This is a genomic window from Parasphingopyxis algicola, from assembly GCF_013378075.1.
GTDB lineage: Bacteria > Pseudomonadota > Alphaproteobacteria > Sphingomonadales > Sphingomonadaceae > Parasphingopyxis > Parasphingopyxis algicola.
In genome coordinates this window covers 3,523,253-3,537,884 of the sequence record NZ_CP051131.1, presented here as the reverse complement: position 1 = coordinate 3,537,884, position 14,632 = coordinate 3,523,253, and the positions used below count along the sequence as shown (strand labels likewise).

Sequence of the window (14,632 nt, the reverse complement as noted above, 5' to 3'; positions counted from 1 at the left end):
GAAGTAACGGCGTGGACGACAATATCGCCAGCCCCGATCCGCAGACCGGCCCCGGCCCGGGCGCCGCGGACAATCGTCGGCACCGCCACACCCCCCGCAACGGTCACAAATTTCACAACCGGCGCAGCTATGGCGCGCTCGATCTCGGCACCAACAACTGCCGGCTGCTGGTTGCCCGCCCGGCCGAGGACGGATTCACGGTGATCGACGCCTTTTCGCGCATCGTCCGGCTGGGCGAAGGCCTGTCGAAAACCGGGCGGCTGAGCGACGCGGCCATCGACCGGGCGGTCGCGGCGCTCTCGATCTGCGCCGACAAGCTGCGCCGCCGCCATGTCAGCCTGTCCCGCTCGGTCGCGACCGAAGCCTGCCGCCGGGCTGCGAACGGCCGCTATTTCGTCCGCCGCGTCCGCGAGGAAACCGGCATCGCGCTCGATATCATCAGTCCCGAGGAAGAGGCGCGGCTGGCGGTGCTCGGCTGTCACATCCTGCTCGAACCGGGCGACGGTCCGGCGCTGATCTTCGATATCGGCGGCGGCTCGACCGAGCTGGTGCTGATCGAGCCGGGTGGAGACGAGCCCGAGATCCTGTCCTGGTACAGCGCGCCCTGGGGCGTGGTGAGTCTCGCGGAAAAGGAATTCAACGACCTGACGACCTTGGAGGACAGGCTCGACACCTATCAGCGCATGCGCAACCGGGTCGCCGCGAGCTTTGCCGATTTCGCCTCGACCCTGCCGACGATCGGCTATCAGCCGCGCCTGCTGGGCACGAGCGGCACGGTGACGACGCTCGCCAGTGTCCATCTCGAACTGCCCAGCTACGACCGCAGCAAGATCGACGGGCTGATCCTGCCCTCCGACGCGCTGCGCACGGTCAGCACCGATCTCGCGCACAAATCGGTGCCCGAGCGGGCCGAGATACCCTGTATCGGCGCCGAGCGGGCCGACCTCGTCGTCGCCGGCTGTGCGATCCTCGAGGCGATCCTCGACATCTGGCCGGCCGCACGCATCGGCATCGCCGATCGCGGCATCCGCGAGGGCATATTGCGGTCGATGATGGCCCGTGACGGGCGGCCGGCCGCGAAAGCGGCCCGATGAAACAGGTTCGCAAGGCGCGCGGCCGCTCCGAATCCTCGCGCCGCTGGCTCGAGCGCCAGATCAACGATCCCTATGTCAAACGTGCCCAGGCCGACGGCTATCGGGCGCGCTCGGCCTATAAGCTGGTCGAGCTCGACGAGCGGTTCGGGCTGTTGAAGGGCGCGCAGCGGATCGTCGATCTCGGCATCGCGCCCGGCGGCTGGTCGCAGGCGGCGCGGCGCAAGGTGCCAAACGCCAAGATCGTCGGTATCGACCTGTTGCCCACCGACCCGATCGAGGGGGTCACGATCTTCGAGATGGATTTCCTCGACGACGAGGCGCCCGCGAAACTCACCGAGGCGCTGGGCGGCGAAGCCGATCTTGTGATGTCGGACATGGCGGCGAATACCGTCGGCCATAAACAGACCGACCATTTGCGGACGATGGCGCTGGTCGAGGCGGGCGCGCTGTTCGCGACAGAGGTGCTGCGTCCCGGCGGCACGTTTCTCGCCAAGGTACTCGCCGGCGGCGCGGACAACACGCTGGTCGCCGAGCTCAAGCGCAACTTCGCGACGGTGAAGCACGCCAAGCCGCCCGCCAGCCGCAAGGGCTCGTCCGAATGGTATGTGGTCGCGAAAGGCTTCAAGGGCCGGGATTAGCGGATATTTTTGTCAGACCTTCGGCTATCGCCTCAGGCGCGGCACCGGCCCGCACCCCCTCCCGGCCTCCCATTGAGTATACCTAGTGGGAGGCCGGGAGGGGGTGCGGGCCGGTGCCGCGATTTTCCACGAGGAAAATTCTGACAAACCGAATCCCGGTGCGGCGATTTCCCCATGGGGAAATTCCGACGAAATCAGTCTCCGGACGATGCCCGCGCCTCGGCAACGGCCTCCCTGAGCCGGTCGTAACCCACCGCGCCCGACAAGATCCGGTCCCCGACGACGAAGGCCGGGGTTCCGGTCAGTTCGAGCCGGCCGGCCAGTTCGCGGTTGTTGCGGATTTCGGTTTCGATCGCCGCATCGCTGACATCGCGCCGGACCTGCGCGGGGTTGAGCCCGGCGCTCCGCTGGGCTTCAGCGATCGTCGCGTCGCCCGGCCGCCCGGCATCGAACATCGCCTTGTGGAAATCGAAATATTCGCGCTGGCGCGCTGCGGACAGGCTGACCCGCGCCGCATCGACGCTTTCCTGGCTGAGGATCGGCAACTCGCGGAACACCACGCGGACATTGTCGTCCTCGGCGATCAGCCGTTCGATATCGGGCAGGCTTGTGCGGCAGAAACCGCAGGCATAATCGAAAAATTCGACGATCGTGACATCGGCGTCGGCCGCGCCCGCCCAGGCGCCCTCGAACGGCGTTTCCAGCTCGTCGCGCACCGAGGAGATCATCTGCACCATCCGGCGTTCCTGCAGCCGCTCCATGGCTTCGGGAATGATCTCGGGATTGGCGAGGATATACTCGCGGATAACCGTTTCGAGTTCGGACCGCTCGAGACCTGCCGGAAGGCTGACCGGCGTCTGGCCGTCGGCCGCCTCGGTTTCGTCGGCGCGGAGGAAGAAGAAGACGGCAATCGCGGCGACCAGCGCCACCGCTCCGCTCACGATCCATCGATTGGCGCTCATCCGTTCGTTCCGTTCATCTGTTTCACCGGTTGCGGCGCCGGCCGCCTCGTTCCTCGATCACGCTCTCGGCGATCAACGCGATATCCTGCGCCCGCAGCCAGTCCGGCGTGCCCTGCGGAATGCCCTGCATGGCCTGGCGCGCATTGACCAGCGCCTCCTGCGGCGATCCGGCCAGGGTCGCATATTCGGCCGTCGCGAGATAGGCGCGCGCGATATCGCCCTCCTGCGAATAGATATAGCCGAGCCGCCGCCAGGCAAAGGGGTTACGATTGTCGCGCTGGACCGCGGTGCGCAGCACCCGCCGCGCCTCGACCAGATGTTCCTCGTCCTCGGTCGCGATCAGCGCATGGCCGAACAGCGACGCGATCAGCGGATGATTGCGCGAATTGGCGAGCGCCATCCGCAAGTCCGCCAAGGCTTCGTCCGGGCGTCCCGATTCGAGCAGGATCTGGCCGCGCAGCTCCAGGAAATAGGCGTCGTCCGGCGCGCCCGCGAGCAGCGAATCGACTTCCGCCAGCGCGCGATCCGGGAAGGCCTGCTTGTGCCAGGCATAGGCCCGGGCATAGCGCGCGGGCACCGACGTATCGCTTTCCGGATAATTGATCAGCGTCTGTTCCGGCTGCTGGACGAAGCCGATCAGCTTCGCGCGCGCGCGCTGGAAACGGGCTTCGAGTTCCGAATCTGTCTCCGCGTTCCAGGCCGGGTCGTTCTGGTAGAGCTCTTCGAGGATCGCGAGCCGTTCGCCGGTCAGCGGGTGGGTGCGGTTATAGCTGTTGTCCTGCGGGATATTGAGGCGATATTCGAGATTCTGGAGCCGGCGGAAAAAGGCCAGGCTGCCGCGCCCGCTGATCCCGGCCGCCGACAGATATTGCGCGCCGGCAAGGTCGGTCGTCGCTTCCTGGGTCCGGCTGAACGCGAGGAAATTGCCGAGCGCGGCCCGCGAACCGGCGGAAAGCACGGCCAGTCCCGCTTCCCCGGCGCCCGCCGCGATCGCCGCCGCGCCGAGCAGCAGCGACAACAGGCTGATACCGCCGGCATTGCCTGCGGCATCCTGGATCGCGATCGAATGGCCGCCCGTCACATGCCCGATCTCGTGCGCGATGACTCCTTGGACCTCATTGGCATTGTCGGCGGCCATGATCAGGCCCGAATGGATGAACACGCGTTGGCCGCCGGCGACGAAGGCGTTGATGCTCGTATCGCTGACCAGCACGATCTCGAAACCATTGGGCTCGAGACCGGCGGCCTCGACCAGCGGTGCCGCCATGTCGTTCAGCAGGGTTTCGGTCTCGGCATCCCGCAGGATCGACTGCGCCGCCACCGGGCGGACGGCCAGGACGAGGCTGAGCAGCGTCACGAGCGCGAGACGCAGAACCATATTCGCCGAAACAGCGAAAATCTGACGGGACCCAGTCATTGCCGGCACTGTCGGGCGTTGCGCCTGAACCGGGGATGAAAACAGGGTCCCGGCGGTCATCGGTCGTTACTCGCCGAAGGTCCGCTGCCACCAGCCGCGCCGGACGGGCTGATCGCCGCCGCCGCTTTCATCGGCCGCGGGCGCATCGTCGCTGGCCACCGTTTCGCCGCCATTGACCTTTTCGGGCTTCTTGCGCGAACGCTTCGGCTTGGCGGGCGCCGCTTCCGCTTCGGCGGGTGCGGTTTCATCGGCGTCGGCCGGCGTGTCGACTGCCGGGGTCTTGGCAGCTGCCTCGGGTTCCGCCTTGCGGCGGCGTCGCGGAGCGCGTTTTGGCTTCTCTTCGGCTTCGGCGTCGGTCGCCGGTTCCGCATCGGCCTTCGCCTCTTCCGGCTGGGCCTCGGCATCGGCCTTTTTGCGCGAGCGGCGGCGCTTGGGTTTCTCCGATTCGGCCGCCTCCGCGTCAGCCTTCTCGGCCTCCGGAGCATCTGCCGCCGACGCGTCTTCCGCAGCCTCGGCCGTATCGTCCGTCTGCGTTTCGCCGTCCTGCGCTTCCTGCGAGCCCTTCGGGCGACGGCCGCCGCGCCGTCCCCGGCGCGATTTCTTGCGGGACGCTTCCGCGCCATCGCCGTCGCCGGCTTCGGGCGTCTCGTCTTCGTCCTTCTCCTGGCTTTCGCTTTCGGCGTCGGCGGATTTCGGCTTGCCGCGTCGGCTGCGTCCGCCCCGGCGACCCCGGCGACGGCGCGAGCGGGGCTTTTCTTCCTGCTCGTCCTCTTCCTCGTCGATCTCGTCGACAATGTCGTCGTCATCGTCATCCAGCGCGAGCGGCACGATCTCGACCTTCTTGGTCGGCGCGGGGCCCGAAGCGACGACATCCATCGCCGCGCCTTCGAGCGCGCGATCCGGCAGCACCTCGATCGAAACGCCGTACAGTTCCTCGATCTCGCCCAGTTCCTTGCGTTTGGAATTGAGGACATAGACCGCCGCGTCGCGCGAACAGGTGAGCACCAGCTTCGAACCCTTGCCCTTGGCCGCTTCCTCTTCGAGCATGCGCAACGCCGAAAGCCCGGCCGACGAGGCCGTGCGCATCAGGCCCGTGCCTTCGCAATGCGGGCATTCGTGCGTCGAGGCCTCGAGCACGCCGGTGCGCAGGCGCTGACGGCTCATCTCGAGCAGGCCGAAGGACGAAATCCGCCCCACCTGGATCCGCGCCCGGTCGTTCTTGAGCGCATCCTTGAGCGCGCTTTCGACTTTCCGGTTGTTCGAACGGTGGTCCATGTCGATGAAATCGATGACCACCAGCCCGGCCATGTCGCGCAGGCGCAGCTGGCGGGCGATTTCGCGCGCCGCCTCGATATTGGTCTTGAGCGCCGTCTGTTCGATATTGTGCTCGCGCGTCGAGCGGCCCGAGTTGATGTCGATCGAAACCAGCGCCTCGGTCGGGTTGATCACCAGATAGCCGCCCGATTTGAGCTGGACGACGGGCTGGTACATCGCCGCGAGCTGGTCCTCGACCTGGTAGCGCTGGAACAATGGCGTCGCATCGACATATTGCTGCACGCGCCGGGCATGGCTCGGCATCAGCAATTTCATGAAGGATTTGGCGGCCTTGTAGCCCTCCTCGCCTTCGACGATCACCTCGTTGATATCGCGATTGTAGATATCGCGGATCGCGCGCTTGATCAGATCGCTGTCGGTGTAGATTTTTTCCGGCGCGGTCGCCTTGAGTGTCGCGTCGCGGATTTCGTCCCAGAGCCGGGCGAGATAGGTGAAATCGCGTTTGATCTCGGTCTTGGTCCGCGTCATGCCCGCGGTGCGGACGATGCAGCCCATCGTATCGGGCAGGTTGAGATCGGAAATGACCGATTTCAGGCGCTTGCGGTCCGAAGCGTTCGAAATCTTCCGGCTGATCCCGCCGCCATGCGAGGTATTGGGCATCAGCACGCAGTATCGGCCGGCGAGCGAGAGATAGCTGGTCAGCGCCGCGCCCTTGTTGCCGCGCTCTTCCTTGACGACCTGAACGAGCAGCACCTGGCGGCGGCGAATAACGTCCTGGATCTTGTAGCGGCGGCGCAGGTCCATCCGGCGCTTGCGGATATTCTGGACCGACGGTTCGTCCTGCGGCTCTTCGTCGGCGTCGGCGTCGCCGGTTTCCTCGACCTCGGGCTCCTCGCCCTCCTCGTCGGACTCCGCGGCATCCTCTTTCGCCTGTTCCGCGTCTTCGTCCTCGCGAAGCTTGGCCTCTTGCTTGGCCTGTTCGACCTCTTCGGCGAGCAGCTTGTCGCGATCCTCTTTCGGGATCTGGTAATAATCGGGATGGATTTCGCTGAAGGCGAGAAAGCCGTGCCGGTTGCCGCCGTAATCGACAAATGCCGCCTGGAGCGACGGTTCGACGCGGGTAACCTTGGCTAGATAGATATTGCCCTTGAGCTGTTTATGCTCTTCGGATTCGAAATCAAATTCTTCGATCCGGTTGTTCTTGACGACGGCCACACGGGTCTCTTCCCGGTGGCGCGCATCGATCAGCATACGCGTTGCCATGTATTTGTCTCCGAACATGCCGGGCCGGCCGAGTTGAGCGGGCGGGCATGCGAATTGATGGGAATGGGCGATATGCGACCACGCCGTGCTCGATTGCACTTGGCGTCGCGCCCATTCGGGGTGAATTGGAAAAAATCGCTTCTGCTGCGTCGGCATGTCCGGCCTCGGGGGCGGGACGACCTGTCACGAACGCAAGACGGCGCGGTTCGCGCATCGCCTGTCGTTCGGGAAGTGTGTGCCTCATGCAGCGTCAACCTGGTGAGCCGGGCGGAAATGCGCCGGCCATGTAAAACAGGACGTTGCCATGCCGACCGGCACATTCAACCCCCTATCGGCAAACCGCTAGCAGCGCCGTCCCCGCCCCGCAACAAAAACCATCTCAGACATGGCGCATAAACCCCGGACAAACATGGTGAACCCGTTGTTAACCAGACTATTTCACCTCGTTTTGAGGCCACAGCCCTATCCCGGACAGCGAACGAAAAAGAACAAGGGTAACCTTAATCATGTGTTTGCGCTGGACCAAAGGGGGGATAGCGCGGCAATATGGGACCATGTCCCTGATGCTTGCCATTTTTGCGATTTTCGGCTGGCAGCCCGCCTTGGCGGCGGCCATCCAGGCCGTGAACGTGACGCCGGAACGGATCACCGTGCAATTCGACGACTATGTCGACAACGCGTCCGCTTTCGTGCTCGACGATCCCTATCGCATCGCGATCGACGTGGCCGGCGCGCGCGCCGGTAGCGGCGTCGACGGCGCAGGTCCGATCCGCGCCGTGCGTCAGGGTCAATATGATCCGGAAACGGCGCGGCTCGTCCTCGATCTCGCGCGTCCGGCGATCTTCTCCAACGGCAGTTTTGCCGCCGACGGCCGGTCGTTTACGCTCGATATCCAGCCGGTGAGCCGGGTCCGGTTCGCCAGCGCTGCCGATGCAGGCCGCGCGCGCTTCCTGCCACCCATGGCCTTTCGCGCCCGCCCGCCGCGCGGCCGCGGCGAACTGACCGTCCGCCTGCCGCGGGCGACGCCGGCGGGCGAGCTGGAACTGCCCGAGATACAGGGCCCGCGCGGCCGTCCGCTGGTCGTTATCGATGCCGGTCATGGCGGGCATGATCCGGGCGCGATCTCGCCCTATGGCAACCGGCACGAAAAGGATGCGACGCTCGCCATCGCGCTCGCGACACGCGACGCGCTCCTGGCGTCCGGCCGGGTTCGGGTGGCGCTGACCCGCGACGATGACCGTTTCCTGGTCCTGCGCGAGCGCTACGAGATCGCCCGGCGGCTCGGGGGAGAACTGTTCATCTCGATCCATGCCGACGCCGCGGAGAACCGGGACGCGAGCGGCGCGACCATCTACACGCTCTCCGAAGTGGCCTCCGACCGCGAAACGGCCCGTCTGGCCAGCCGCGAAAACGCAGCCGATGTCATCAACGGCGTCAATCTGGGCGGCGCGGACGACGATGTCCGCTCGATCCTGATCGACCTGACGCAGCGCGAAACGATGAATATCTCCGCGCGCTTCGCTTCGCTGCTGCGCCGCGAAGCCGGCGATACGGTGCCGTTCCGCAACGACTATCATCGATTTGCCGGATTTGCCGTCCTCAAGGCCCCGGACATGCCCTCGATACTGTTCGAATCGGGCTATCTGACCAATTCGTCGGACGCGCGCCGCCTGTTCTCGCGCGACGGGCAACGGGCGATCGCGCGCGGACTCGCCGATGCGATCGAAACCCATTTCGCCCGCCGGACATCCAGCACGGACTGACCGCTGCGCGCAGTATCAAGAAGGTCCGACACCCTGCCCCGCCCCGATTTCGCCGTCAAAAACCGGCTGGCATCGATAGGCAAAGCTGGTAAACCGGCCCGCGATGACGGACACTGGCGAAACCAGCATTGACGATACGAGCATGAGCGTGAAGCTCCGGCGCGAGGCGACGGGGCTTATGGCGAGCGTTCGGCGCTTCCTCGGCAAGCGGCGGTATCGCTGGCCGCTTTACCTCGTCCTCGTCGCGATTCTCGCCATGATCGCCTTCTGGTTCACCTTCATGCGGGACCTGCCCTCGACCGACCGACTGCTCAATTACGAACCGGCGCTCCCGACTTTCGTGCGTGACGTGAACGGCGAGCCGGTCCAGAGCTTTGCGCGCGAGCGCCGCGTCGAGCTCGCGTTCGAGGAATTCCCGCCACAGCTTATCCGCGCCTTTCTCGCGGCCGAAGACGCGTCTTTCTTCACCCATGGCGGGCTCGATTATCCGGGGCTCGCGGCGGCCGTTTTCGACTATGTGACCAAAATCGGCTCCGGTGAACGGGCGCGCGGCGGTTCGACGATCACCCAGCAGGTCGCCAAGAATCTGCTGCTGACCGACGAATATTCGATCACTCGCAAGATACGCGAGGCGATCCTCGCCACGCGTATCGAAAGCGCGCTGACCAAGCAGCGCATCCTCGAACTCTATCTCAACCAGATTTTCCTCGGCCGGAACGCCTATGGCGTCCAGGCGGCCTCGCGCGCCTATTTCGACAAGGACGTCGCCGATCTCGAAATCCATGAGGCAGCCTTCCTTGCGGGGCTGCCGCAGGCGCCGTCGCGCTACAATCCGTTGACCAATCCGGACGCCGCCCTGGCGCGGCGCAATCTCGTGCTGCGCCTGATGCGCGAGAATGACTGGGTCGACGAAGCGACATACGAAACCGCGCGCGCCCTGCCGCTGGGCGTCACCCGCACCTCGCAATCCGTCACCGACAATGTCGGCGGCTATTTCATGGAGGAAGTGCGCCGTATCCTGATCGACAGTTTCGGCGACGATGAGGAAGACGGACCCTATGGCGTCTATTCGGGCGGCCTGTGGGTGCGCACCTCCTACGATCCCGATATGCAGACCAGCGCGGAAAACGCGTTGCGCGCGGGCCTGTTGCGTTTCGACCGCGGGCGGCCCTGGGCCGGCCCTGTGGCGACGATCCCGATGGAGGACGGCGAATGGCGCTCGCGCCTCGCCAGCGCCAATCTGGCGGTGGATTATGAAGACTGGCGCGTTGCGGTCGTGCTCTCGAAGGACGGCAACGCAGCGCAAATCGGCTTTTCCGACGGCGAAACCGCCACCCTGCCGCGATCGCTGGCCTCCGTCGCGCGATCGGGCGGCGGCACCGCCTTTTCGACGATGCAGCCCGGCGACATCATTACCGTCCGTCCGTCGGGCGGCAATTATGCGCTCGCCAAGGTGCCCGACATTTCAGGCGGCATGGTCGTCGAGGATGTCCAGACCGGCCGCGTCTATGCGATGCAGGGCGGCTTCAGCTCGCGGCTCGAGGCGTTCAACCGCGCGACCCAGGCCGAGCGTCAGCCGGGATCGAGCATCAAGCCCTTCGTCTATGCGGCCGTGCTCGAGAACGGCATGACGCCCGCCTCGATCATCGTCGACGGGCCGTTTTGCGTCTATCAGGGCGCTGCCCTCGGCCGCAAATGCTTCCGCAATTCGGGCGGCGGCGTCGCCGGGCCGCAGACCCTGCGCTGGGGCCTCGAACAGTCGCGTAACCTGATGACGGTGCGCGCCGCGTCCGAAACCGGGATTGAGAACGTCGTCGAACTGATCAGCAATGCCGGGATCGGCGACCATGAGCCCTTCCTCTCGACATCGCTCGGCGCGGGCGACACCACCGTGCTTCGCCTCGTCAACGCCTATGGCATGCTCGCCAATCACGGCCGGGACGTGGGCCCCTCGCTGATCGACTATGTCCAGAACCGCCGGGGCGAGGTGATCTATCCCGCCAACTGGCGCGCCTGCGAAGGCTGCAACGCCAGCGACTGGGACGGCGGCCGCATGCCGCGCCCGCCGATCCCGGGCCGGCAGGTCGTCGACGCGATGACCGCCTTCCAGCTCATCCATATCCTGCAGGGCGTCGTGCAGCGCGGCACGGCGACACTGCTGCGCGATCTCGACCGGCCGATTTTCGGCAAGACGGGAACGACGACCGGTCCGACCAATGTCTGGTTCGTCGGCGGCACGCCGAACGTCGTGGCCGGCGTTTACATGGGCTATGACCGCCAGGCCCGCAGCCTCGGCTATGGTGCGGGCGGCACGCTCGCGGCGCCGATCTTCCGTCAGTTCATGGCGGACGTGATGGAAGGCGAACCCGTCGTGCCCTTCGCGGCGCCACGCGGCATCCGCATGGTCCGCATCGACCGGCGCAGCGGCCGGCGCGTATTCGGTGGCTGGCCGAGCCAGGATCCGAGGGGCGCGATTATCTGGGAAGCTTTCCGGCCCGACAGCGAGCCGACCCGGACGATCCGCCGCGATGTCGTTGCCCGCCGGCCCGTGCGCGCGATTCTTCCCGAGGGCGAACAGAATACGGTCGAGGTCGATGCGCCCCGGAACGACAGCGAATTCCTGCAATCCGAGGGTGGAATCTACTGACCCACCCAGTCAGAATCGGTCCGGCCGGGGTATCGTGAACAGGTCCCGCATCTTCCCGTCGGGAAAGGCGATCCGGTCCACAATGTCGCCACCCAGCCGCAAGACGAGTTTTCGCGCGGCTTCGTTGCCGTCATCCATATAGGTCTGGACGTCGGCCCATCCGAAGCCGTCATAGGCATGGGCGATCGCCGCCAGTGAGGCTTCAGTCGCGAATCCGGTGCCCCGCGCCTCGGGCAGCAGCCACCATGTCAGTTCCCGCGGCCAGTCCCGCCCCTGCCAGAAACCGCAAGTGCCGACCGCCCTGCCCTCGGCCCGGGTTTCCATCACCCACACGCCGAACCCCCGAAGCTGCCAATGGCCGATATCCTGTGCGAGCCGGCTCCAGGCCTGTGCCGGTGTGAGCGGACCGCCATAATGGCCGGACGCGGCGGGGTCGGTGTAGAAGCGGTCGTACAGCTCCGCGTGCTGCCCCGCAGGCGGCACGAGCCGAAGCCGTTCGGTTTCCAGATCCGGGACCATGCAATCTCCAACGCGCGCCATCCGTCCATCCGACGAAACGCCAACTATATCGCCGGATTGGCGAACTGCCATTTACTATTGGGTTCGAGCGGCTATTTCGTGTCCCCGCACATCCCCCGAGCCGGAGCAGACAGACCATGCGCGCCGAAGCGCAAGCCCATATCGATCAGATCAACCAGGCCGTGGACCTGTTGCGCCGCTTTCTCGACTGGGATGTCGCGAAGGAACGGCTCGACGCGCTCAACGCCAAGGTCGAGGATCCGACGCTCTGGGACGATCCCAAGGCGGCGCGCGAGGTGATGCGCGAGCGCGGCCGGCTGGAAAGCGCGATCGCCGCCGTCCGCAAGATCAGCCAGGAGCGCGACGACGCCGCCGAGATGATCGAGCTGGCCGAGGCGGAAGGCGATGACGGGCTGGTCGACGATGCGGTCGCGGCGCTGGCGGCGCTGGCCGAACGCGCCGAGCTCGACAAGACCGAGGCGCTGCTCGCGGGCGAAGCCGACGGCAACGATACCTATCTGGAAATCCATGCCGGCGCGGGCGGCACCGAAAGCCAGGACTGGGCCGAAATGCTCCAGCGGATGTACCAACGCTGGGCCGAGCGGCGCGGCTTCAAGGTCGAGATCGTCGACTATCACGCCGGCGAACAGGCGGGCGTGAAGGCAGTCACCTTGCTGCTCAAGGGCGAGAACGCCTATGGCTATGCGAAGACCGAGAGCGGCGTCCACCGGCTCGTCCGCATCTCGCCCTATGACAGCTCGGCACGCCGCCATACGAGCTTTTCCAGTGTCTGGGTCTATCCGGTCATCGACGAGGATATCGAGATCGAGATCAACGAGAGCGAATTGCGCGTCGATACTTTCCGGGCCTCGGGCGCGGGCGGCCAGCATGTCAACACGACCGACAGCGCGGTGCGGATCACGCACGAACCGACCGGCATCGTCGTCGCCTCGCAATCGCAGCGCTCGCAGCACAAGAACCGGGCCGAGGCGCTGAGCATGCTCAAGGCGCGGCTCTACGAGGCCGAACTCCGGCGGCGCGAGGAGGAAGCCAATGCCGTCGAAGCCAGCAAGGGCGATATCGGCTGGGGCAACCAGATCCGCTCCTATGTCCTCCAGCCCTATCAGATGGTGAAGGACCTCAGAACGGGTGTCACCTCCTCCTCGCCGTCCGATGTTCTGGACGGCGATCTCGACAAGTTCATGGCCGCGGCGCTATCGCAGCAGGTGACAGGGGAACAAGTCGAGGTCGAGGATATAGACTGATGCGCGCTGCCGCATGCCTGCTCTTGCTGGTCGCCGGGGGGTGCGACATTCTTGGCGGTTCCGGGGAATCGGCCTTCCCGCCGGCCGACCGGCCGGTGTCCGATATCACCGCCAGCCAGTTCTCCGACGAGGAATCGCGCGACCGGGTGAACGAAGCCGAGACCGTGATGGACATGGCCGATATCGAGGCCGGCATGACCGTCGCCGATATCGGCGCGGGCAACGGCTATTACACGATCCGCCTGGCGCCGCGCGTCGGCGATAGCGGCCGGGTGCTGGCGCAGGACGTGATTCCCGAAACCCGCGACCGGCTGGCCGAGCGCGTCACCCGCGAACGGCTCGACAATGTCAGCGTCCGGCTGGGCGAGTTCGCCGATCCGATGCTGCCGCCCGACAGTTTCGACCGGATTTTCATGGTGCATATGTATCACGAGATCGAGAGCCCGTACGAATTCCTCTGGAACATGCGTCCCGCCCTGCGCGAAGGCGGGCGGGTCGTCGTCGTCGATGCCGACCGGCCGACCAACCGGCACGGAACGCCGCCCGATCTCCTCAATTGCGAATTCGAGGCGGTCGGCTATCGCCGCGTCGTCTATCGCGCGATGCCGAACATCGGCGGCTATTTCGCGATGTTCGAACGCGTCGGGCCCCGGCCGGAGCCGGGCGCGATCGAGCCTTGCGGGCAGGATTGATGCGCGGCGGCGGGCAAGGCATTAAAAACGGAACGGCCGATGAAAAGTGGGAAGCGGACGGTCTGCTAAAGGCTGGCAGGTCGGACAACGCTCTAGGGCGTAAGTGCTATTTTGCGATGCCGTCGCCCTGTAATTGGTCGTAGTGAATTTTCCATTGCGATCGCACATCCAGCTCAGAAAGACCTTGGTCGTATGCAGGCGAAACCAAAGGTTTCAATGTTCGAACGTCCATCAAGATCACAGAATTGATGTCTGACTTCGCTCCCATCGATCGCAAGAAATTGACCGAGTCTTCGAACACTTTCCCTTCAGAAAGGACGAGACATTCACCCTTAAATCTAAAACCCTTGCGAGAAAGGTGATCGACCACATTCAATTCTGCAACTGGTTGTTGCAGTAAGTTCGAGATCGTACCGGGAGAGCGGATTTCGCCAATCACGATTTGCTGTTCGTTTAGAACGAACGTTAGACCTTTGGGCGATAAGTTGGGCGTGCCGTCGGCGCATACTGTAGCTAAGAAGCCAAGGCGCTGATCAGCGACGAATTTTCTGATTTCGTTCGATAGCTTCATCCCATTCGCTTTTTAAACCAATCTAGCGTCGATAGAAACTAATGGGGTGACAGCTTTCGGTCGAAGGCTCATTGAAATCCGACGTCCGCAATAGGGTCGAAAGCCGCCAAGCCATTTGCAACAAGCCCCCTAAAGCCAGCCCAATCGCCGAAAGCTCGTCGATGCGCCGCTGCGGGTCAGGATCAGATGATCGTAGATGCGGATGCCGAGCGGCCGGAGCAGGTCGGCCAGCCGGCGCGTCGATTCGATATCGGTCTCGCTCGGCGTCGGATCGCCGCTCGGATGATTGTGCGCCAGCAGGACGGCGTGGCCGTCATGCGCCAGCGCATCGCCGATGATCCGGCGGAGCGGCAATATGATCCGGTCGTGCCCGCCCTGCGCTTCGCTGATCGCCAGCAGCCGGCCGTCCGCCCCGAGATGGGCGATCACCGCATGTTCATGATCGTGACGCAGGACGAGCGGCGCAAAAAATGCGCTGTCCGCGTGGCAATCGATGATCGGCGACCCGCCCGCGGTCATTGAGCAT

At 65.1% G+C, this 14,632-nt stretch carries 12 protein-coding genes; 6 read left to right on the top strand and 6 right to left on the bottom strand.

Translation table 11 applies throughout. The annotated features are described in order from the left end of the window. Nucleotides 1-11: 11 nt before the first annotated feature. Both HFP57_RS17230 and HFP57_RS17225 read left to right on the top strand, forming a co-directional pair. On the top strand, nucleotides 12-1,094 hold the full coding sequence (locus HFP57_RS17230) for a Ppx/GppA phosphatase family protein (protein ID WP_246263221.1): 1,083 nt from the start codon (nucleotides 12-14) through the stop codon (nucleotides 1,092-1,094). Next, entirely contained in the window at nucleotides 1,091-1,732 is a 642-nt protein-coding gene (locus HFP57_RS17225) for an RlmE family RNA methyltransferase (RefSeq protein ID WP_176870951.1), read from the top strand. The genes HFP57_RS17230 and HFP57_RS17225 overlap by 4 nt, the downstream gene beginning before the upstream one ends. A gap of 194 nt (nucleotides 1,733-1,926) precedes the next feature. Here HFP57_RS17225 and HFP57_RS17220 read toward each other — a convergent pair whose 3' ends face one another. The 3 genes from HFP57_RS17220 to HFP57_RS17210 form a co-directional block, all read right to left on the bottom strand. After that, nucleotides 1,927-2,694 carry a DsbA family protein gene (locus HFP57_RS17220; RefSeq protein ID WP_176870950.1) on the bottom strand — a complete coding sequence of 256 codons (768 nt, stop codon included), beginning with the start codon at nucleotides 2,692-2,694 and terminating at the stop codon, nucleotides 1,927-1,929. A 22-nt stretch (nucleotides 2,695-2,716) separates the two neighbouring features. Further along, a complete protein-coding gene (locus HFP57_RS17215; protein ID WP_176870949.1) occupies nucleotides 2,717-4,072 on the bottom strand; it encodes a M48 family metalloprotease in 1,356 nt (451 codons plus the stop codon). A gap of 105 nt (nucleotides 4,073-4,177) precedes the next feature. Next, entirely contained in the window at nucleotides 4,178-6,649 is a 2,472-nt protein-coding gene (locus tag HFP57_RS17210; protein ID WP_176870948.1) for an Rne/Rng family ribonuclease, read from the bottom strand. Nucleotides 6,650-7,203: 554 nt separating this feature from the next. Here HFP57_RS17210 and HFP57_RS17205 point away from each other — a divergent pair. Next, complete coding sequence (locus HFP57_RS17205) at nucleotides 7,204-8,412, top strand: N-acetylmuramoyl-L-alanine amidase (protein WP_246263220.1); 1,209 nt, start codon at nucleotides 7,204-7,206, stop codon at nucleotides 8,410-8,412. A 103-nt stretch (nucleotides 8,413-8,515) separates the two neighbouring features. Continuing rightward, nucleotides 8,516-11,059 (top strand): penicillin-binding protein 1A, encoded by a 2,544-nt coding sequence (locus tag HFP57_RS17200; protein ID WP_176870946.1) that lies wholly within the window; start codon nucleotides 8,516-8,518, stop codon nucleotides 11,057-11,059. 9 nt (nucleotides 11,060-11,068) lie between these two features. On the opposite strand, the gene HFP57_RS17195 is transcribed toward HFP57_RS17200, so the two are convergent. Then, complete coding sequence (locus tag HFP57_RS17195) at nucleotides 11,069-11,578, bottom strand: GNAT family N-acetyltransferase (RefSeq protein WP_176870945.1); 510 nt, start codon at nucleotides 11,576-11,578, stop codon at nucleotides 11,069-11,071. 137 nt (nucleotides 11,579-11,715) lie between these two features. Between HFP57_RS17195 and prfB the strand changes: the two genes are divergently transcribed. Continuing rightward, nucleotides 11,716-12,843, top strand: coding sequence for a peptide chain release factor 2 (gene prfB, locus HFP57_RS17190; protein WP_176870944.1), 1,128 nt, complete (start codon nucleotides 11,716-11,718; stop codon nucleotides 12,841-12,843). After that, nucleotides 12,843-13,535 carry a class I SAM-dependent methyltransferase gene (locus tag HFP57_RS17185; RefSeq protein ID WP_176870943.1) on the top strand — a complete coding sequence of 231 codons (693 nt, stop codon included), beginning with the start codon at nucleotides 12,843-12,845 and terminating at the stop codon, nucleotides 13,533-13,535. The genes prfB and HFP57_RS17185 overlap by 1 nt, the downstream gene beginning before the upstream one ends. A gap of 106 nt (nucleotides 13,536-13,641) precedes the next feature. Here HFP57_RS17185 and HFP57_RS17180 read toward each other — a convergent pair whose 3' ends face one another. Both HFP57_RS17180 and HFP57_RS17175 read right to left on the bottom strand, forming a co-directional pair. Beyond that, nucleotides 13,642-14,106, bottom strand: a complete 465-nt coding sequence (locus tag HFP57_RS17180; RefSeq protein ID WP_176870942.1) for a pyridoxamine 5'-phosphate oxidase family protein — start codon at nucleotides 14,104-14,106, stop codon at nucleotides 13,642-13,644. Nucleotides 14,107-14,235: 129 nt separating this feature from the next. Continuing rightward, the gene (locus HFP57_RS17175) at nucleotides 14,236-14,625 is read right to left on the bottom strand and encodes a JAB domain-containing protein (protein ID WP_176870941.1); all 390 of its coding nucleotides are present in this window, start codon (nucleotides 14,623-14,625) and stop codon (nucleotides 14,236-14,238) included. Between the last annotated feature and the right edge of the window lie 7 nt (nucleotides 14,626-14,632).